This window comes from Faecalicoccus acidiformans, assembly GCF_014202635.1.
In the GTDB taxonomy this organism is placed as follows: Bacteria; Bacillota_I; Bacilli_A; order Erysipelotrichales; family Erysipelotrichaceae; genus Faecalicoccus; species Faecalicoccus acidiformans.
Map to the genome: position 1 here is coordinate 50948 of NZ_JACHHD010000005.1, position 19218 is coordinate 70165.

General features: G+C 42.5%; 19 protein-coding genes. 17 read left to right on the forward strand and 2 right to left on the reverse strand.

The window, feature by feature from the left end; translation table 11 throughout:
• Positions 1 to 7 precede the first annotated feature (7 nt).
• Positions 8 to 514 (forward strand): DUF4352 domain-containing protein, encoded by a 507-nt coding sequence (locus HNQ43_RS03355; protein WP_183374761.1) that lies wholly within the window; start codon positions 8 to 10, stop codon positions 512 to 514.
• 26 nt (positions 515 to 540) lie between these two features.
• On the opposite strand, the gene HNQ43_RS03360 is transcribed toward HNQ43_RS03355, so the two are convergent.
• The gene (locus HNQ43_RS03360; protein WP_183374762.1) at positions 541 to 984 is read right to left on the reverse strand and encodes a PaaI family thioesterase; all 444 of its coding nucleotides are present in this window, start codon (positions 982 to 984) and stop codon (positions 541 to 543) included.
• Between the two features lie 80 nt (positions 985 to 1064).
• On the opposite strand from HNQ43_RS03360, the gene HNQ43_RS03365 reads away from it, so the two are divergent.
• The 12 genes from HNQ43_RS03365 (at position 1065) to HNQ43_RS03420 (ending at position 13023) form a co-directional block, all read left to right on the forward strand.
• Positions 1065 to 1586 (forward strand): hypothetical protein, encoded by a 522-nt coding sequence (locus tag HNQ43_RS03365; RefSeq protein ID WP_183374763.1) that lies wholly within the window; start codon positions 1065 to 1067, stop codon positions 1584 to 1586.
• 211 nt (positions 1587 to 1797) lie between these two features.
• The gene (locus tag HNQ43_RS03370; protein ID WP_425321251.1) at positions 1798 to 2904 is read left to right on the forward strand and encodes a glycosyltransferase family 4 protein; all 1107 of its coding nucleotides are present in this window, start codon (positions 1798 to 1800) and stop codon (positions 2902 to 2904) included.
• Entirely contained in the window at positions 2901 to 3950 is a 1050-nt protein-coding gene (locus HNQ43_RS03375) for a lysylphosphatidylglycerol synthase transmembrane domain-containing protein (RefSeq protein ID WP_183374765.1), read from the forward strand. Before HNQ43_RS03370 ends, HNQ43_RS03375 begins: the two co-directional genes overlap by 4 nt.
• 12 nt (positions 3951 to 3962) lie before the next feature.
• A complete protein-coding gene (locus HNQ43_RS03380) occupies positions 3963 to 5924 on the forward strand; it encodes a glycosyltransferase (RefSeq protein ID WP_183374767.1) in 1962 nt (653 codons plus the stop codon).
• Positions 5921 to 6850 (forward strand): 3'-5' exoribonuclease YhaM family protein, encoded by a 930-nt coding sequence (locus HNQ43_RS03385; RefSeq protein WP_183374769.1) that lies wholly within the window; start codon positions 5921 to 5923, stop codon positions 6848 to 6850. The genes HNQ43_RS03380 and HNQ43_RS03385 overlap by 4 nt, the downstream gene beginning before the upstream one ends.
• Complete coding sequence (rimO, locus tag HNQ43_RS03390; RefSeq protein WP_183374771.1) at positions 6847 to 8151, forward strand: 30S ribosomal protein S12 methylthiotransferase RimO; 1305 nt, start codon at positions 6847 to 6849, stop codon at positions 8149 to 8151. Before HNQ43_RS03385 ends, rimO begins: the two co-directional genes overlap by 4 nt.
• The gene (locus tag HNQ43_RS03395; RefSeq protein ID WP_183374773.1) at positions 8136 to 8615 is read left to right on the forward strand and encodes a DNA-deoxyinosine glycosylase; all 480 of its coding nucleotides are present in this window, start codon (positions 8136 to 8138) and stop codon (positions 8613 to 8615) included. The genes rimO and HNQ43_RS03395 overlap by 16 nt, the downstream gene beginning before the upstream one ends.
• On the forward strand, positions 8608 to 9108 hold the full coding sequence (locus tag HNQ43_RS03400) for a dCTP deaminase/dUTPase family protein (RefSeq protein ID WP_183374775.1): 501 nt from the start codon (positions 8608 to 8610) through the stop codon (positions 9106 to 9108). Before HNQ43_RS03395 ends, HNQ43_RS03400 begins: the two co-directional genes overlap by 8 nt.
• A gap of 113 nt (positions 9109 to 9221) precedes the next feature.
• On the forward strand, positions 9222 to 10883 hold the full coding sequence (locus tag HNQ43_RS03405; RefSeq protein ID WP_183374777.1) for a Na/Pi cotransporter family protein: 1662 nt from the start codon (positions 9222 to 9224) through the stop codon (positions 10881 to 10883).
• Between the two features lie 84 nt (positions 10884 to 10967).
• Positions 10968 to 12428, forward strand: a complete 1461-nt coding sequence (locus HNQ43_RS03410; protein ID WP_183374779.1) for a DUF1846 domain-containing protein — start codon at positions 10968 to 10970, stop codon at positions 12426 to 12428.
• Positions 12429 to 12439: 11 nt separating this feature from the next.
• A complete protein-coding gene (locus HNQ43_RS03415; protein WP_183374781.1) occupies positions 12440 to 12733 on the forward strand; it encodes a hypothetical protein in 294 nt (97 codons plus the stop codon).
• On the forward strand, positions 12724 to 13023 hold the full coding sequence (locus HNQ43_RS03420) for a hypothetical protein (RefSeq protein WP_183374783.1): 300 nt from the start codon (positions 12724 to 12726) through the stop codon (positions 13021 to 13023). The genes HNQ43_RS03415 and HNQ43_RS03420 overlap by 10 nt, the downstream gene beginning before the upstream one ends.
• A gap of 12 nt (positions 13024 to 13035) precedes the next feature.
• On the opposite strand, the gene HNQ43_RS03425 is transcribed toward HNQ43_RS03420, so the two are convergent.
• A complete protein-coding gene (locus HNQ43_RS03425; RefSeq protein WP_183374785.1) occupies positions 13036 to 14544 on the reverse strand; it encodes an NAD(P)H-hydrate dehydratase in 1509 nt (502 codons plus the stop codon).
• A gap of 108 nt (positions 14545 to 14652) precedes the next feature.
• Here HNQ43_RS03425 and HNQ43_RS03430 point away from each other — a divergent pair, with 108 nt between their 5' ends.
• From HNQ43_RS03430 to HNQ43_RS03445, 4 genes are all read left to right on the forward strand, one after another.
• On the forward strand, positions 14653 to 16275 hold the full coding sequence (locus HNQ43_RS03430) for an oligosaccharide flippase family protein (RefSeq protein WP_183374788.1): 1623 nt from the start codon (positions 14653 to 14655) through the stop codon (positions 16273 to 16275).
• On the forward strand, positions 16268 to 18121 hold the full coding sequence (mnmG, locus tag HNQ43_RS03435) for a tRNA uridine-5-carboxymethylaminomethyl(34) synthesis enzyme MnmG (protein WP_183374790.1): 1854 nt from the start codon (positions 16268 to 16270) through the stop codon (positions 18119 to 18121). Before HNQ43_RS03430 ends, mnmG begins: the two co-directional genes overlap by 8 nt.
• Before the next feature lie 32 nt (positions 18122 to 18153).
• Complete coding sequence (locus tag HNQ43_RS03440; RefSeq protein WP_183374792.1) at positions 18154 to 18513, forward strand: FtsB family cell division protein; 360 nt, start codon at positions 18154 to 18156, stop codon at positions 18511 to 18513.
• Between the two features lie 146 nt (positions 18514 to 18659).
• Positions 18660 to 19187: a winged helix-turn-helix domain-containing protein gene (locus tag HNQ43_RS03445; protein WP_183374794.1), complete on the forward strand. Its 528-nt coding sequence runs from the start codon at positions 18660 to 18662 to the stop codon at positions 19185 to 19187.
• Positions 19188 to 19218: the final 31 nt, after the last annotated feature.

Genomic DNA, 19218 nt, shown 5'->3' on the forward strand with positions numbered 1-19218 from the left:
TCAGAAGATGAAAAAAATACTGTCGGGTTTTCTTGTATTGACGTGCTTATTGGGGATGAGCGCATGCTCGTCAGATGAAGAACCATCCACAGAAGGCGGAGAAGTCAAACAGGAAGAACAAAAAAGCGAATACGCTCTAAATGAGACGGCTGATATTGACGGAGTGAAGTATACTTTGACCGCGGTTGAAAGAAATAGTGGCTTTAGCTATAATACGCCAGAATCGGGAAAAGAATATGTGATCGTTACTGTGTCCATTGAAAATGGCTCAGAAGATAAAGTGGATTACAATCCCTATAATTTTAAGATGTTGAATTCCCAAGGACAGGAGATCGATAATGCGTTCGTTGTGGATTTAGACAATCAGTTGGATTCGGGAGAATTGACGCCGGGCGGAAGCATTACCGGGCGGATGTGTTTTGAAGAACCAGCTGGAGATACCGGGTTAAAACTCAATTTTTATGACAATATCTTTAACGAGGAACCAAGCTGCTCTTTTGTATTAGGGGCATAAAAATAGAACGAGGGGTTCCTCGTTCTTTATTTTGATTCTTGTTGTTTTTTGGCTTTGATCCGGTCGGAATCTAAGAAAAACATCGTAAAGGTTGCCCGCGAAAGCAAGGTGTTGCGATCGTTGAAGATAAAAACTTCATAGACTCCGGTGGTTCTGCCGCGTGAGATCTCTTGCGCAATTCCAATCAGTTTGCCGCCTTTTCCAGGTTTGATATAATTGATCGTTCCGGTCAAGGTGACGCTGTCGCGCCCCGTCGCAAAGCTGGCGGCACCGGCTACCGTGTCGGCTAATGAAAACAAGGCGCCGCCATGGACAAATCCATGAATATTTAAGATCTGTTCATCAATGATCATTTCAACTTTGGCATAGCCTTGCCGGACTTCCGTGACGCGCATATCGTTGCTTTGAAGAAACATGGAAGAGCTGTTGAGGCGTTCCATGAGTTGTTCGTTGTTTTTTTCGATTTCCATGTGCATTCCTCTTTCATCTACCCCATTGTAGCATATTCCTTTCTTCTGGTATAATACCTTGCGTGTAAGGAGGAATGGATATGGAAACAACAGGCATGATGGTTTGGGTGCTCAATGGGATTTTTATCTTATTGGGGGTCTATGTTGTATGGACGACGATTGCCCGTTTGTTGCGATATAAAAAGGAAGCTAAGCATTTTGAACAAGGACATTCGGATTTGGAAGTTTTGCGAATGGATAAAGGGCCTTCATCCGGTATGTTTGCCTTGGGGGTTCTGGTGCTCTATTTGACATTTATGGGCTTTTCCGATGGCTATGAAGCAGCTTATTTGCTGATCTATGTTTGTGTAGGCATATTATTCTTTGCTTTGGGAATTGATTATACGATGCGTTATCGGGTTTTGTTTGGAGCGGATTCTTTTTTCTTTGAGGGACAGTGCATTCGCTTTCGAATGATCAAAAAGATCACGTATCAGGACGGACTGTTTAAAAAAGGAATGCTGCAGCTTTCCAAAGGAGAAGAGATCACATGCCCTTATAAGATTGCTAAAGCGATTGAAGATAAATTAGGGGTTTGGAAAAAACAGCGCAAACATAAATAATCATTTTCACAAACTCTCACATATTCTCTCCGTAACAATCTCAAACTTTTTTTGTAAACTAACATCGAGCCAAGGATAAAGGCTCACTTCATAATCAAATTCCCTTTCTTAAAAACTTTCCGGAAAAAGTGCCTGGCTCCTTAAAGGAATCAGGCACTTTTCCTTTATTCGGGATATTGATATAATGAATTTAAACGAAAGAGAGGTTGCTGTGAAAAGTACCCGATTAAAACTGATCATGTATTCCAGTGCAGATAAGGTCGATGGCCAAGGCGTTGGAAGTGCCTATGAAGAACAGGTGGCTTTGATCCGAGAAGGAGCGAGCGATTTATTTGACGTAAAAATCAATGATTGGACATCGAAACCAGATATCCAGCATTTTCATACAATTGACCCTACTTTTTTTGTAAAGATGCAGGATAAAAAGGCGGTCAATATTGCGTATTGTCACTTTTTACCTGAAACAGTGGATGAAAGTTTAAAGATTCCCAGTCCTTTTTTTAAGGTTTTTGCGAATTATTTGATCACATTTTATAAAACTGCGGACCGTTTGGTCGTTGTGAATCCTTGTTTTATTGATCCCTTGGTCGAATTAGGGATTCCTCGGGAAAATGTCTATTATATTCCTAACTATGTCTCCAAAGAGACTTTCTATCCAAAACCGGAAGCAGAAAACAGAGCGTATCGCGAAAAGCTGGGAATCGATCCTGATACCTTTGTCGTATTGGGGGCCGGACAAGTACAGACACGAAAAGGTGTTTTAGACTTTGTGAAAGTCGCAGAAGCTATGCCGGATGTTACTTTTGTATGGGCCGGAGGCTTTTCTTTTGGGGTCATTACGGAAGGGTATGATGAGTTATCAAAGATCCAGAAAAACCCTCCAAAAAATGTCCATTTTTTAGGCATTGTTCCCCGGGAAGAAATGGTCAATCTTTATAATGCCGCAAATGTCCTTTTCGTGCCAAGTTACAATGAACTGTTTCCCATGACGATTTTGGAAGCCGTCAATGTGCATGTACCCTTGGTGCTTCGCGATTTAGATCTATATAAAGATATTTTATTCGGGCATCACATGAGTGCCGGTGATAATGAAGGATTTGTCGCCTGTATTCAAAGCCTTAGGGAAAATCCGGATATTTATGAAAAATATCAGAGGGAATCGCTGATTCTCAGTGAGTTCTATTCAAAGGAACATGTGCTGCAAATGTGGCGCGAATTTTACTTGAGTGCTTACGGAGAAAAACAATATGAGCTTAGAAAGGATAAGAATACTTCTAAGAAAAAGAAGCCGAAAAAACATAAGACAAAACGATCATGAAAAAGAGTAAATATATATTGAATATAGCGGTCATCTTTTTGTTGACGGTCGGCGTACTTTGGTTCGCCTTAAAAGATAATTATAAAGAGGTCCTTTCAGCGATTGCCCAGATTCGGCCGTTTTCTTTGATTCTGATTCTGTGCTGGGGTGTTCTATATACGGTTGTCTGGGGCTTTGTCTATTTTATTTTAGGGCGAAAATATGTTCCGAAGTATTCTATCGGCCAAGGAGTCCTTGTTGCGTTTGTCGGCACCTTTTTTGCGGGGATAACACCAAGCAGCACAGGAGGTCAATTTGCTCAAGCGTATATCATGAAAAAACAAGGCATGCGTGTAAGCGATGCAGCCAGCTTGTTGTGGGCGGATTTTATTATCTATCAGACTACGATGATGATCTATGTCACAATTTTGTTTGTTTTGCGTTTTGGTTACTATCAGGCTCAGTCAGGATGGTTCAATATCATCTTGTTGGGCTATGTAGTCAATGCGGTCGTGATCTTGGCTTTGTATACGATGGCATTGTTTCCAAAAATCTATATTCGATTGGCTGGCTTTTTGGCAAAAATCTTAGGAAAACTTCACATATTAAAAAATCCGGAGAAAACCAAAGATTCCTGGAATCTGCAGATGACTTCTTTCACAAAAGAGATCAAGAATCTTTCTACAGATATCAAACGGATCATTTTATGTGCTCTGGTCAACACGGTGCGTTTGACATTACTTTTTTCCTTGCCGTTCTTAGTGGGATTGGCTTTGCATATTCCGTTAGAGTGGCCGCAGATGCTGGATGTCATCGCATTGAGCAGCTTTGTGACCATGGCGAACAGCTTTATTCCTATTCCAGGGGCCAGCGGCGGAACAGAAGTTGTATTTAACTTATTGTTTAGTTCAATGATGGGAACTTTAACCAGTGCCGTGATGATCTTGTGGCGGTTTTCGACCTATCATATCGTATTGCTGATTGGCGGGATCTGTTTTATGGTTGCCAAAAATCTTTATGAACGCAGGGATACCATGGCGAAAGAAGATTCGATCCAAGTGGAATAGGGAGGAGATTCTATGCGTATAGGTTTATTTACAGATGCATACTTACCAGATATCAATGGGGTCGTCAGCAGTGTGGCGACCCTAAAAGGGGCTTTAGAGGAACAAGGACATACAGTTTATGTGATTTCTAACCATAAAGGCTCTAATATTGAAATGAAAGACAATATCTTACGGTTAGGTGGTCTGGAATTAAAAAAGTTTTATGGGTATAAAATGTCCAGTCCTATTCAGATTCGTGCCGAAAAGATCGTGCGCGAGATGAACTTGGATGTGATCCATGTACAGACGGAAGCCGGGGTCGGAATCTTTGCCCGCCAAATGGCCAGACAATTACACATTCCTTTAGTGTATACTTACCATACGATGTATGAAGATTATACGCATTATGTTAATCCTCTGGATTTTGAAACCGTAGAAAGAATGGGGCGTCTGGCGATTCGCTCTTTGTCCAAGATTTTGGGGAACCACGCGCAAGCAGTGATTGCTCCCAGCGAAAAAACAAAACAAGCCTTGCTCCAATATGGAGTTACAACACCCATTTATATCGTGCCAACCGGCTTGGATCTTTCTTTGTTTGATAAAAATCATCTGGATCCTGAAAAAATTGCACAAATTCGTTCTTCGCTCAATCTTTCCGATCAGGATCATGTCATTGTTTTTGTCGGACGTATTGCGAAAGAAAAGACGATCGATATGCCCATTCGAGCTGTTTCGAAAAGCCAGGACCCGCATCTCCATTTAGTGATCGTAGGAGGCGGAACCGATGAAGCTTATTATCAGATGGTGGCTAAAGAATACCATGTCGAAGACCGCGTCCATTTTTTAGGACGTCGTCCGAAAGAAGACATTCCCTATTATTATGCCGCTTTTGATGCGTTTGTTTCCGCTTCTTTGAGCGAGACCCAAGGGATGACCTATCTCGAGGCATTGGCGACGGGGCTTCCTATTTTTGGGCGTCGAGATGAAGTTTTAGAGGGCTTGTTAGAGGAAGGACAAAGCGGCTTTTATTTTGATGATGAAGAGGAGCTGGTCAAAAAATGGGAGCTTTTTTTCTCGCTTTCAGATTCGAAACGAGAAGAAATGCGGGAAATATGCATATCGAAGACCAAACCGTATTCAACAAAAATGTTTGCTTCCAAAGCTTTGGCAGTCTATGCGCAAGCTATCGATGATTATCATCAAAGTTTCACAGTCGAAAAAGTCAAGATCCTGGGCGACTTTGTGAAGCTGGTCTTAAAACGGGATTGCGATGAAGAACCTGTCAATTTACAGATCCCGATGGATGATTATTTTGATTTGCGGATCGGGCTCAAAACCAATCTGGATGCCTATGTCGTAGAAGATTACTTGGCGATGCAGAATTATTATCAAGCTTATATACAGATCAAAAAGAAAGTGTTAAGCAAAGATCATACGGCATATCAAGTTCGTGAGATGGCGCATAAGAAATATGATTTGTCTTTGGAGGAAGCAAGCACGCTTGTTGAAGAATTTCAGGAACGAGGATGGATCAATGACCGTCAGTATGCCTTAGATAAAGCCTTGATATGGGCGGATTACGGATATGGCAAGCGTAAGATCGAAGCTAAACTTAGAGAAGATGGCATTGCGTCAGAGTGGATCGAACAAGCTTGCGACCAATTGGACAGCGAAGAAGAATTGCATGCTGCAATAAAGAGCGCGCAGCATTTCAAAGCTACCTTAAAAGAACAAAGTGAGCGATTGAAACGTCAGACGATCATCAAAAAATTGATATCCAAAGGTTTTTCGGTCGAAGTTGCTAAAGAGGCCGGGAATACGGTTGAACTGGAAGAAGACGATGAACAAGCTCTGCAGCGTAGTCTTAAAAAAGCACACCGCCTTTACGCTTCTTTAGAAGAGCCCAAACGGACTGAAAAGATTCGTATGTATTGTTTAAGAAAAGGATTTTCCATATCGGAAATTGATGAAGTATTAGAAAGAGAGTCAATATGATCAAAGATATCGTACAGGAAGGACCTGTTACAATCGAATGTTTGATTTCTCGCTGTGAGCGGGGAAAAACAGTAAAGAATACTCCGTATCTATCGTTAGCGTTAGAAGATGCTTCCGGGATATTGGATGCCAAGTTTTGGAATTTAACAGATCAAATGATTGCTCAATACCATACCGGCATGATCGTAGAAGCGCAGGGAGATATTTTATTTCATAAAAATGCGATGCAACTGCGGGTGCGTAAACTGACACCGTTGGAAGGAAAGGATGTCAGTCAATATGTACAAAATGCTCCTATGACCAAAGCGCAAATGGAAGAAGAGATCATGGCGGCCATCTTGGAAATGAAAGATGGTGTGATTCAAAGAGTGGTCTTGAAAGTTTTGGAAGAAGTACAAGAAGATTTTTATACCTATCCGGCAGCAACGAGAAATCATCATAATTTTGTGGGTGGTTTGGCTTATCACACGTTGACCATGTTACGGATGGCTAAACATGTGCTTTGTGAATATCCATGGCTGGATGCTGATTTGTTGATGGGAGGCGTAATCTTGCATGATATTGGTAAGATCAAGGAACTTTCTTCGATGATCTTGCCGGAATATACGACAGAGGGAAATTTGATCGGACATATTTCAATCGGTACCCATGAAATTGAAAAAGCAGCCTGTGAATTGAAATGTGAAAAGACTGAAGAAGTGATGTTGTTGAAACATATGGTCCTTAGTCATCATGGAAAGCAGGAATTTGGTTCGCCCGTATTGCCGATGATCCCGGAAGCGGAAGTTTTGTCGTTATTGGATAACTTGGATGCTCGTTTGGATATGATGAAAAAGACGATCGAAACTACGCAGCCAGGACATTTTGGTCCCCGTGTTTTTGCTTTAGAGAATCGAATGATCTATCGAAAGAAGGATGCAGAATGAAAATTGGGTTTGTTTCGCTAGGATGTTGTAAAAATCTGGTCGATTCAGAAGAAATCATGGGGATGTTGCAAGCCAATGGTCATCAGATCGTCGCTGAGCCATCCCAAGCAGATGCGATCATCATCAATACATGCGGCTTTATAGAGCCGGCAAAAGAAGAGTCGATTGCCACGATTTTTGAAATGGCACAGTATAAGAAAAAGCATCTGAAAAAATTGATTGTTTGCGGATGCTTGGCTCAGCGGTATACGGATGCCCTGACGACTGAGATTCCTGAAATTGATGCGGTGATCCCGATTCGCGACTATGGACAGTTTGCAAAGCGCCTCCAAAGTCTTTTAGGGGAAGGATTCACAAAAGAAATGGATCCCGATCAACGAGTCCTGTCTTCCATGCCCTATCGAGCTTATTTGAAAATCAGCGATGGATGCTCCAACCATTGTACCTATTGTGCGATTCCTTTGATTCGCGGAGATCAAGTCTCGAAAACGATGGAAGAAGTGCTTGTCGAAGCTAGACACCTGGTACAACTGGGAGTCAAAGAACTGACTTTGATTGCGCAAGATACGACTAAGTATGGCCTGGACAATTATGGATCTTTAAAATTAGCCGATCTGATCCGAAAAGTGGATCAAATCGAAGGCTTGCATTGGGTCCGTATCTTATATATGTATCCGGATGAGATCGATGATGAGCTGTTGACAGCGATGAAAGAATCATCGAAGGTTTTACCTTACTTTGATATTCCGATGCAGCATGCCAATGCCAGAATGTTAAGAGCCATGAATCGCCGTTCTACGAAAGAAGAGGTTCAAAAACTGGTTTCTAAAATTCGGAATATGTTTGAAGAACCGACCTTAAGAACGACGATGATCGTGGGATTTCCTTCTGAGACAGAAGAAGAATTTGAAGAGTTAGTAGATTTTATACAAGAGATTCAATGGGATCGCATGGGTGCCTTCACGTATTCAAAAGAAGAAGATACTCCTGCTTATGATCTGCCGGATTCGATCGAACCGCAGGTTGCGCAAAGACGTCTGGAACGTCTGATGCAGATTCAGGAAGAAATCTCTTCGCAAAAAAACAAACAGAAAATCGGCCAGGTCTTGGAAGTGCTGGTGGAAGAAAAAGAAGCGTTGCGCAATCGCTATCGCGGAAGATCCAAAGCGGACGCTCCAGATGAAGTGGATGGTCAGGTCATTTTTACGAGTGAAAAAGATTTAGAAATCGGTTCGTTTGTCTTAGTTCAGATCACAGAAGCAAAGACTTTTGATTTGATGGGAATATGTCTAGAATCATAGGCTTTGATCCTATCGTCCATGGCAATGACCGAATCTTGATCTTAGGTTCTATGCCTAGTGTAGAAAGCTTGCATCAGGATTTTTACTATGCGAATAAAACGAATCGGTTTTGGCCGATGTTGTCAAAAATCTATGGGGTTGAGACGGATACCCGAATGCAGCGATTGGCTTTGTTGAAAAAAGAGAAAATTGCGTTGTGGGATGTTTGTCATTCTTGTGTTCGGCCAGGCAGTGCAGATTCGGCTATTCGGGATGTTCGCCTTAATCCTATTCAAGAGGTGCTGGAAACCAATTCCAGCATTCAAAAAATACTGTGCAACGGAAAAACAAGCGAGAGGTTGTTGAAATCATTAGATCTTTTTGTTCCTGTCGTTAGTTGCCCTTCTACTTCGGCGGCCAATGCACGATGGCGTTTAGAAGATCTGGTTGAGATCTATAGAAAGGAATTATTAGAAAATGGATAAATTATTTTGGGCAAAAGTCAAAGAAGATGCCATTATTCCTACCAAGAGAGAGGAAGATGCAGGATATGATCTGTATCCTTGTTTTGAAGAGGACTATCTTCGAATCGATCCCTTGACAACGAAACTCGTTCCTTTGGGAGTTGCCAGCGCATTTGATTCTCGCTATGTCATGTTTTTAAAAGAAAGAGGGTCTTCTGGAACGAAAGGATTGGCGCAGCGAAGCGGAGTGATCGATTCTGGATACAGGGGAGAATATATGGCCCCAATTACAAATGTGAATGACAAACCAATCTTTATTGTGAAACAGGAAGCCTTAAAGTCATGGTCGCAACAAGAAAAAGAGAATTGTTTGATCTATCCTTATGAGAAAGCGATCTGCCAAGGAGTTTTGTTGGTGATGCCGCAGCTCGAAAGTGAAGAGATTTCTTACGAAAAATTGCAGGAAATCGCATCTTTGCGAAAGACGGGGAAGCTAGGGAGTTCAGGAAAATAGAAAAATGTAAAAACAGGGTTAAAATTTCGTAATAAGTTCGTAAAATATGTGCTTGCAATCCATAGCTCTGCCTTTTATTATGTAAGAGTAGATTGCATTAAAGGAGAAGAGTTATGGATCTATCACTATTATTGGGACTATTAGGGGGCTTGGCCCTGTTTTTGTATGGCATGCAAATGATGTCTGATGGTCTGGAAAAAGCGGCTGGTGACCGGTTGAAGCAGATTTTGGAAAAATTGACATCCAATCGCTTTTTAGGTGTTGCCGTAGGGGCTATCATTACTGCGATTATTCAGTCAAGCAGTGCGACTACGGTCATGGTTGTCGGGTTTGTCAATGCTCGGTTGATGACGCTTCAGCAGGCTGTGTGGATCATCATGGGTGCCAATATCGGAACAACGATCACAGGGCAGCTGGTTGCCTTGAATGTAAGTGAAATTGCCCCGCTGATTGCTTTTGCCGGGGTAGTACTGATTGTTTTCTTAAAAAATCCAAAGTTGAATTATTTTGGATTGATCATCGCCGGTTTAGGGGTTTTGTTCATTGGTATGGATATGATGTCCACAGCCATGGAACCATTGCGTGAATCGCAGACCTTTATTTCATTGATCACAAATTTCTCCAACCCGGTGATCGGAATCTTGGTCGGAGCTGTATTTACCGCTATTATTCAGAGTTCTTCTGCGTCGGTGGGTATCTTGCAGGCGTTGGCGCGCAGCGGTTTGATTGGTTTGGATGGAGCCGTTTTTGTCTTGTTTGGACAAAATATCGGTACTTGCATCACTGCCGTTTTGGCATCGATCGGTACCAGCCGCGAAGCAAAACAAACGACAGTGATTCACTTGAGCTTTAATATCATCGGTACGATCATCTTTACAACAGTATGTCTTTTGACTCCGTTGACAGCCGTTGTTTCCGCGTGGTCGCCGGATAATGCAGCTCAGCAAATTGCCAACATGCATACGTTGTTCAATGTCGTTACAACGATTCTCTTGTTGCCGTTTGGTACATATCTGGCAGCCTTTGCCCAGAAGGTATTGCCGTCGGAACCGATGCAAGCCGATTCTGAAGGATTGATGTACTTGCAGCCTCTGCCAAAGAGCAATAAGATCATTGGTCTTTCTGCCATTAATATTCAGCAGGTCAATGATGAAGTAATGCGTATGATGAAGTTGGCTTATACCAATGTCAGTGATTCTTTTGATCAGCTGATCCACTATAAAGAAGAGCGTTCTGAACAAATTGAAAAGCGTGAAAAAACAGTCAATTTCTTGAATCGGGCAATTTCAAAATATATTTCAGATGCTTTCGGTTATGCGAGCATGAATATCGAAACTTCTCAAGCCTTGACCGCCTATTACACGATGCTGGTTGATCTGGAGAGAATCTCTGATTATGCGATCAATATGGATCGTCAGGCTGTGATCGTCAATAAAGAGAACATGAGCGATAACGAAAAACGGATCCTGAAAAAGATGAAAAAACGGACTTTCAAGATGTACGATTACATTTTCAATTTGGAAAAGGCCAATGCCTACAACAACGAGATCGATGAGAATACTCAAGAATGGAGAAATGTTCAGATCCAAGGTTTGAAGGACAAGAGCATTTCCAGTGAATTAGGAATCGCATTCTCAAGAATCTTGACAGATTATGACCGTATCAATGATCACGCTCTGAATCTGGCAGAAGAGATCGACAAGATCGATGACAGCTTACATGAAACTATGCTAGATGATGATCTTGTAGCACCTTATATCAATCAAAAAGCATGAGACCGTACCCAAAACGGTCTTTTCTTCTGTGCATTCAAAAGAGGGCTGTGGTAGAATAGACGTATTGAAAATGAAGGTGATGTTATGGAAATCGGGTTTGATAACCAAAAATATCTGGCTATGCAGTCAGAACATATCAAAGAGAGAATCAGTCAATTTGGCGATAAATTGTATTTGGAATTTGGCGGAAAGCTGTTTGATGACTATCATGCTTCCCGTGTTTTGCCGGGATTTCGTCCCGACAGCAAGCTGCAGATGTTGCTGCAGTTAAAAGATCAGGCAGAAATCGTAATCGTGATCAGTGCAAAAGATATCCAACAAAACAAAGTCCGAGCAGATTTAGGAATCACTTATGAGGAAGATGTATTGCGCTTGATCAAGGAGTTTAAAAAAGTTGACTTATTCGTTGGCAGCGTTGTGATCACACAGTATACAGGGCAGACGATGGCGGATAGTTTTAAACAAAAGCTGAAGCGCCGCAAGATCAATTGTTACTATCATTATTTTATTGACGGGTATCCAACGAATACGGAAAAAATCATCTCAAAGGATGGATTCGGCAAAAATGAATATATCAAGACACAGCGTCCTTTAGTTGTTGTCACAGCGCCGGGTCCGGGTTCAGGGAAAATGGCAACTTGTCTGTCTCAGCTGTATCACGATCATGTTCGCGGCATTAAAGCCGGCTATGCGAAATATGAGACTTTTCCAGTTTGGAATCTGCCGCTGAATCATCCGGTCAATTTAGCATACGAAGCAGCTACGGCTGATTTAAACGATGTGAATATGATCGATCCTTTTCATTTAGAAGCGTATGGAAAGGTAACGGTGAACTATAATCGCGATATTGAGATCTTTCCTGTATTACGAAATATATTTGAAGCAATTTATGGAAAGAGCCCTTATCAATCGCCAACGGATATGGGAGTCAATATGGCCGGGTTCTGTATCCAAGATGACAAGACTTGCCAAGAGGCTAGCCGTCAGGAGATCATTCGCCGCTATTTTGTCACCAAGACACGATTCGTAAAAGAAGAATGCGAAGAATCAGAGATCCAAAAACAAGAATTGGTCATGAAACAGGCGGATGTGACAGAACTGGATCGTCGCTGCGTGGTGGCAGCACGCCAAAAAGAAAAAGATACGCATTCCTTCAGCGGTGCTATGGAATTGCAGGACGGAACGATCATCACTGGTCGAACCACTCACTTTATGGGGGCTTGTTCTTCCGTCTTGATGAATGCGATCAAACATTTGGCTGGAATCGATGATGATGTTCTGCTGATAGAGCCAGAAGCATTTGGTCCCATCCAGAAACTGAAAACGAATTATCTAGGCAGTAAGAATCCTCGCCTTCATACCAACGAGATCTTGATTGCCCTTAGTCTGAGCGCCCAAAAGAATCCGCAAGCCAAAAAGGCCATGAGCCAGTTAAAACAGCTGCGGGGAACACAAGCGCACATCACATGCGATGTAGCCCATGTGGATGCCTCTGTCTATAACAGCTTAGGGATCCAGATCACATACGAAGCAGAAAAACATTAGGAGGTAAAGTTATGGGAAAATCAATTCCATCCAGCGGAGCCGGAGCGATACGTGTTTTGTTGAAGAACAAAAAAGATCTGCACTTTGAGCTGCAAAGCAAGAAAGAATCCGAAGCTCGCATCAGTTATTTATATGATATCTATTATGAAAATGTAACGGGCACATTAAATATGTCGGTAAGCGATGGAGAAGTGAAGATCGCCGCTTTAAATTTGAGTGTAGGGAAAGTTATCACGTTGGAAAATGATCAGAATCTGAAAAAATTCTGTCGTTATATCTTGGAACAGGACGGACAATGCGCATAAGACTGCATGTTGTGATCGATCAAGAGTCTGAAACTTTGGAAGCTGAGATCAAGAAACAACTATTGGAAAAGTGCCCAACGTTATCATTTTCGCCCAGCCGACCTCAGCCATCTTTAAAGGACTGTTTAGAGTTTTATGGAACGGCAGAATTGGATTCGAAACAAATCGATTCTTTGTTGGCAAAACTTAATAATGATTGGGACCAGGATGAGGATGATTATGAAGCTTACGGATTCAATACTCTCATGTTTCATCCGCATGTGTATTATTTACACCTTCAGATCTTATAAAAAAAGGGAAAATCAGTTTTCCCTTAATGATGAAAATACGATTGGAATCTGTTCAATCAGATCCTGCGGCATTACGCTGGCAGGATCTTTTTTGATGGCAGCGCATAAGTTATGGATCATCACACCTGTCGTCGCTGCTTGTAGAGGATCTCGGCATTGGCCGTACAGACCGGTTAAGATCCCGCAAAGAATGTCCCCGCTGCCTCCTTTTGCCAGAGCTGAATTGGCGTGATCGAATACATACAGTTTGTCTTGGTGACCAATCAATGTAAAGTCTGATTTCAAGATCAGGGTACATTGAGGATGCTCTTTGCAGAAGGTGGAAACCGTATCGAAAGGATCTTCCTGGATCGTTTTTAAATCTTTTTGACACAAATAAGTCATTTCTTTCAGATGCGGTGTCAAAAGGACAGGGGCCTCTCTATCCAAAAGATGGAGTTGATCTCTTAGGCCCCAGCAAGCATCGGCATCTAATAAGACACAGGCATCACTTTTTAAAGCGTGCTCGACAAAAAGTTCAGTTGCCTTGGTTCGCCCCATGCCGTTGCCCAAAGAAAGAATGTCATATTTTGATTTTTCCTGATCTAGACATGCCACACCTTCAAGAGCAAATGTCCCATCTTGAGAAGGGGCACAAAGATTCATCGCAAATTCCATTTTTTGACCGACGATCTCTTGGATGCAGTCTGGAATCATGCAAGTCAAAGTGCCGATGCCGCTGCGATAACAAGCTTGGCAGGCCATCGTGATCGCTCCGTGCATAGATTGACTGCCGCCGATCATCAAGGCTTTTCCAAAGGTGCCTTTATGACTGTGGCTGTTTCGCAAAGGAATTTGGACATCCTTTGTTTCAAGGAGAAGGGCTGTTTTCAATCGATCGTGAAGATGATCGGGAATGCCGATTGGAAGGCAGAAAAGCTGTCCGGAATATTGTCTTCCTTCATTTCGATAATGACCGGTCTTAAAACAGTCGATGGCTAAAGTCTGGTCGGCATGGACGCAGATGCCTAAAGCTTTTCCGGTAGTTGCCTGAAGACCGCTGGCAATGTCGATGCTGGCGACAAAAGCATTCGAAGTGTTGATCGTTTGGATGATTTTTGAATAAGGTTCCTGGATTGGCCGATCCAGGCCGTTGCCAAAGAGGGCATCAATGATTACATCGGCTTGCTCTATTTTTTTTAAAGCCGGCTCCAGATCGGATATATGCGGAATGTCCAGCGCTTGAATCATATCCCATTGAATTCTTTCATCCATAGACAGATGACAGGGGTCTGGTAAGAAGACGGTACACTGGATCTTGTGATCTTTACAAAGCCGGGCAATGGCCAATCCGTCTGCTCCATTATTGCCGGGGCCGCACACGATCACGGAAGATCTGGCGTTTTGAAGGCGCTTTTTTAGAAGACAGAAGCATTCTTGTGCTGCATGTTCCATCAAGAGCAAAGAAGGTATACGGTATTGTTGTATGGCAAGAGTGTCTGCCTGTCTGGCCTGATTGGCGGTGCAAATCGATTGTGTCATAGTATCCTCTTCTTTCTTTGATTTAACTATAACGCAAACAAGAAAAAAAATCTTCCATACAATCAACGTATGATATAATGAAGCTTACGAAGTAAAGGAGAGAAGTGCATGCAGGAATCCTCACGGGTTAAAAAATCAATCATTCTTAGCGGCCTGGTCGGTACTGGCGGCATGTTTGTTGCGAAGCTGATTGGAATCATTTATGCGATTCCTTTTTCCAGCATTCTTGGTTCGGATGCATATATGGGAATTTATGGGCAGGCATATAATATCTATTCTTATGTGTTGAGCGTGTTCACGGCCGGCTTTCCGTTTGCGATTGCGACTTTGGTGGCTCGTTATACTGTCTTGAAGGATGCGAGAGCAGTCCTTCTGATTCGTAAATGCTCAATCGGAATGTTAGCTGTTTTAGGCTTTTTCGGCATGCTGATGATGTTTGCTTTCTCAGGGGTGCTGGCTCCTTTGATGGTGGCGCAAAGCGTCGAAGTGATGTCTGTCAGTTTAAAGATCTTGTCTTTGGCGGTTTTTCTGGTTCCTGTGTTATCGGCGTTCCGCGGCTTTTATCAGGGCCGTAAGGAAATGGAACAATATGCATTCTCTCAGGCGTTTGAACAGGTTTTCCGTGTCGGCTTTTTGCTTTCTGTTTCATGCTTGTTTGTATACATTATTGGTCTGGAGAGAAAATGGGCCTTGTATGTTTCTGTGTTATCGACATCGGTTGCAGCCATTGCCGGGATTCTTCAGTTTATTCGTTTTGATAAGAACAAGATCAAAGGAATCAAAGCGCAAGCAAAAATACAATCAGAAACCACTCACTCATCCAAGGCTTTATTAAAAGAGATGTGTATCTTGGCTGTGCCTTATATGATCTCTGCCATTTTTGGATATAGCCAGCAGATCTTCAATGCTGTACTCCTTCCTACCGGTCTGCATCTTCATCAATATGATGAAGCTACGATCTCAACCATCATATCTGCTGCTAATTATGTCGGTGTCAAGATCACTGCGATTCCGATGATCTTAGCGCCGGGATTTACGGCGGCCATCATTCCGCATATTACAGAAGCTTTGACGAAAAAAGACTGGAAGCGGACAAAAAAGAATATCATTGATTGTTTGAATGTCGTATTGTGCATCGGCATACCAATTTCATTTTGCATCTTTTTGTATGCGCAGCCTATTAACTATACGTTATTTTATACTGAAAATCTTTCGATGAGCAGTTATGTTCTGGGTTGGATGGCATTCGAAGGATTTTTAGGGACTGTAGGACCGGTCACGACCAATCTGATGATGGCGTTGGGGCTTAAGAAAGCTTCGCTGAAGCGGATCATGATCGCAACTTTGATCAAAGGCTGTCTGATTGTTCCGCTGACGATGATTTTCGGATTTGCAGGCAGTGTTTTGAGTTCTTTGATTGGAGATGGCTATATGATCTTATTCAACTTGCGAGAAGTTCAGAAGAGCTATCAGGTAAATTTCAAAAAGACAGGCATTATCCTGATTCGAACCGGTGTGGTTGTGTTGGTCATGTGGATTGTTTGCAGCCTTTTGAACGCAATCGGATTCACTGGATCCGAAGGTTCAAAATTAATCGCCTTTTTGTTGATGTGCTGCAATGGCTTGATCACCTTTGTGGTAGGACTTGCAGCAGCATGCCTTTTGCGTTTGCCGCAGGCCGTGTTCCATATTCGTTTACGATTGCCTGGAAGAGGTGGGCGTCATGTATGATGTGATCGTTGTGGGGGCAGGTCATGCCGGTATTGAAGCGGTTATGGCTTGTTGTCGAATGAAAAAGAAAGCGGCCTTAGTGACATTGGATTTAAATATGGCAGGTTCTATGCCTTGTAATCCCAGCATAGGAGGTCCGGCCAAAGGAATCGTGGTTCGCGAAATCGATGCTTTAGGAGGCTTGATGCCGCTTGTTGCGGACCGGACGGCTTTGCAGTTTAAAATGTTGAATACGACCAAAGGCCCGGGGGTCTGGTCTTTACGTGTGCAAAGCGACAAAGTGGAATATAAGAAAGAGATGGCTCGAATCTTGTCGCAAACGCCAGGACTAGAGGTGATCGAAGAAGGGTGTGCTTCCTTGATCATAGAAAATCAGTGCGTCAAAGGGATTCGCCTGCAAAATGGTCGGGAGGTTTTCTCTAAGACCGTGATCCTTACTACTGGTACTTATATGGCTTCTACCATTCTGCGCGGGCATACTGCTACAGAATCGGGACCTGAGGATCAGCCGACGATTCAGACCCTTTCCGAGTGTTTAAGAAAACATGGTGTACGTACTTTTCGATTAAAAACAGGGACACCGCCAAGAATACAAAAAGATTCGATTGATTTTTCTCAAGCCGAAGTGCAGCCGGGAACAGATGATTTCTTTGCGTTTTCTGAAACTACAAAACCATCGGATGTCCTCTCTTTTGAAAATCAGGAAGTTTGTCATCTGATTTATACTGCGCCACTGACGCATCAGATCATTCGAAATCATCTTCACGATTCGGCAATGTATTCTGGCTTGGTCAAAGGGGTGGGGCCTCGTTATTGCCCGAGCATTGAAGATAAACTGGTCCGCTTTGCGGATAAAGAACGGCACCAGCTGTTTTTAGAGCCGGAATCTAAAAGCATGGATACGATCTACCTCCAAGGGTTTTCTACATCTATGCCAGTGGATGTACAAGAAGAAATGGTTCATTCGCTTCCGGGTCTTCAAAACGCTAAGATTGAAAAATACGCTTATGCGATCGAATATGATGCGGTGGATCCTTTGCAGATGAAGCCTTCGATGGAAAATAAGATCATAGAAAATCTTTTTACGGCTGGCCAAATCAATGGAACCAGCGGCTATGAAGAGGCGGCCGGACAAGGCTTGATGGCAGGCATCAATGCTTGTTTAAAAATCGATCAAAAACCTCCTTTTATCTTGAAAAGAGACGAAGCTTATATCGGGGTCATGATCGATGATCTTTGTACAAAGGGAACCAAGGAGCCGTATCGGCTTTTAACGTCTCGTGCTGAATATCGCTTGTTATTAAGACACGATAATGCGGATCAGCGCCTGCTGCGAAAAGGATATGAGATAGGGGTCGTATCCAAAGAACGATATGAGGATTTTTTAAAGAAAATGGATATGATCCAGTCAACCAAAGAAGCGTTGGCAACGGTTCATATCAAACCAGGGCCAGATATCGATGCCTATTTACATTCGCTGGGGTTTGATGGACTGGGTCACGGCATGAGTGCCTTAGAGTTATTGAAACGCCCTAAAGTGAAAGTGAAAGATCTTTTGCCGTGGATCCAGAAAACGATCGATCCTAAGATCGCATCCCAGATTGAGATCGAAGTGAAATATGCCGGCTATATTGAAAAGGCAAAACGGGATGCGCGCCATTTGCAGACTATGGAATCTAGAGTCTTGCCTTTGGATCTGGACTATCTGCATATGGATAACTTACGTTTAGAAGCGCGGCAAAAATTGGATCAGATCCGCCCCCGAACACTGGGACAGGCTTCCCGTATTTCCGGGATCAATCCAAGTGATATTGCGATTCTTTCGCTGTTTGTGAAAGGGAAATAAAAATATGCTATACTGTTATAAAGGGGAATACTATGGCTAAACAGTATAAGATCAAAAAAAATAAGGCGCTCAAACCAAAGCGATCACTAAAGGGCTCTCCCTTGAAAAAAATCGTTTTATGCGGAGCTTTATTAGGGGGAACAATGTATTTGACGTGGAGCGGGATCCAGGATCTGCAAACAACGGCTGAACTTCGTCTAAGCATTCAAGAAAATCAGCAGCAGATCGAAGATTTGAAAGAGGAAAAAGAGCAGTTGAAGAAGACTTATGAAAACCTCAGCAATCCGGATTATGCGAGTTTATATGCTCGAGGGCGATATCATGTGACCCAGGATGGAGATCAAGTCTTTATATTCCCGAAAACGGAGGATGAAGAAGAAAAAGAAGAGTAGCGAGTGATAAGATTCAGCTTTTAGTGGAATCTTATCGCTCTTTTTTTTTATTTTTTGTTCAAACAAAAATTTTTTGGTTTATTCAAGAATTCTTGTTTCAAAATGAAATCTATGCTTTCTTAGATGCGCAGAAAGGAGGAGAGATCATGCGTGATTTTGTCGAGATTCGGTTTATGGTGGAAAAAGAACTTTGGGAAAAGCTGGATCTTTCAAACAAGACAGAATGGTATGCCAAAGAGAAAAACAGAATTTATTTAAAAGGCGCTATCACTCGCCATCATATGCAAGTGCTTCGCCAACAGAAGATCTATGGACATCATGGCCTCTGGATAGATCCTGATCGCGTCTTGGAGCCGTCCATTAAAAAAATATTTTCTGGGAACCTTGTGGTAGATTTGCCTAGCCGAAAAGTTATGGTGCATACGAAAACGATTTCCTTGATGCCGGAACAATACGAGATGCTGCTTGTATTTTTGAAACATCCCGGACAGATCTTGACGCGGGAGCTTTTACAGGATCTGATTGAGATTCGCGGAAATAAACAAGTGGATACGAATGCAGTTTCGGCAAGTATCAGTCGGCTGCGACATGGCTTACAAGATGCTTCTATGATCAAAACGATTCATCAAAATGGTTATCAATGGACAAAAGAAGTTAAGATCGTCAAGGAATAGAAAGCGAAAAACCTTTGAAAAATAGGGCTGT

Bases quoted from the DNA above. Each gene is read 5' to 3' on its own strand.
- HNQ43_RS03415 (WP_183374781.1), top strand. From the start codon at position 12,440: ATGGGAAAATCAATTCCATCCAGCGGAGCCGGAGCGATACGTGTTTTG.
- HNQ43_RS03425 (WP_183374785.1), bottom strand. From the start codon at position 14,544: ATGACACAATCGATTTGCACCGCCAATCAGGCCAGACAGGCAGACACT.
- HNQ43_RS03375 (WP_183374765.1), top strand. From the start codon at position 2,901: ATGAAAAAGAGTAAATATATATTGAATATAGCGGTCATCTTTTTGTTG.
- HNQ43_RS03445 (WP_183374794.1), top strand. From the start codon at position 18,660: ATGCGTGATTTTGTCGAGATTCGGTTTATGGTGGAAAAAGAACTTTGG.
- HNQ43_RS03430 (WP_183374788.1), top strand. From the start codon at position 14,653: ATGCAGGAATCCTCACGGGTTAAAAAATCAATCATTCTTAGCGGCCTG.
- HNQ43_RS03440 (WP_183374792.1), top strand. From the start codon at position 18,154: ATGGCTAAACAGTATAAGATCAAAAAAAATAAGGCGCTCAAACCAAAG.
- HNQ43_RS03355 (WP_183374761.1), top strand. From the start codon at position 8: ATGAAAAAAATACTGTCGGGTTTTCTTGTATTGACGTGCTTATTGGGG.
- HNQ43_RS03360 (WP_183374762.1), bottom strand. From the start codon at position 984: ATGGAAATCGAAAAAAACAACGAACAACTCATGGAACGCCTCAACAGC.
- HNQ43_RS03380 (WP_183374767.1), top strand. From the start codon at position 3,963: ATGCGTATAGGTTTATTTACAGATGCATACTTACCAGATATCAATGGG.
- HNQ43_RS03395 (WP_183374773.1), top strand. From the start codon at position 8,136: ATGTCTAGAATCATAGGCTTTGATCCTATCGTCCATGGCAATGACCGA.
- HNQ43_RS03385 (WP_183374769.1), top strand. From the start codon at position 5,921: ATGATCAAAGATATCGTACAGGAAGGACCTGTTACAATCGAATGTTTG.
- HNQ43_RS03410 (WP_183374779.1), top strand. From the start codon at position 10,968: ATGGAAATCGGGTTTGATAACCAAAAATATCTGGCTATGCAGTCAGAA.
- HNQ43_RS03400 (WP_183374775.1), top strand. From the start codon at position 8,608: ATGGATAAATTATTTTGGGCAAAAGTCAAAGAAGATGCCATTATTCCT.
- rimO (WP_183374771.1), top strand. From the start codon at position 6,847: ATGAAAATTGGGTTTGTTTCGCTAGGATGTTGTAAAAATCTGGTCGAT.
- mnmG (WP_183374790.1), top strand. From the start codon at position 16,268: ATGTATGATGTGATCGTTGTGGGGGCAGGTCATGCCGGTATTGAAGCG.
- HNQ43_RS03365 (WP_183374763.1), top strand. From the start codon at position 1,065: ATGGAAACAACAGGCATGATGGTTTGGGTGCTCAATGGGATTTTTATC.
- HNQ43_RS03420 (WP_183374783.1), top strand. From the start codon at position 12,724: ATGCGCATAAGACTGCATGTTGTGATCGATCAAGAGTCTGAAACTTTG.
- HNQ43_RS03405 (WP_183374777.1), top strand. From the start codon at position 9,222: ATGGATCTATCACTATTATTGGGACTATTAGGGGGCTTGGCCCTGTTT.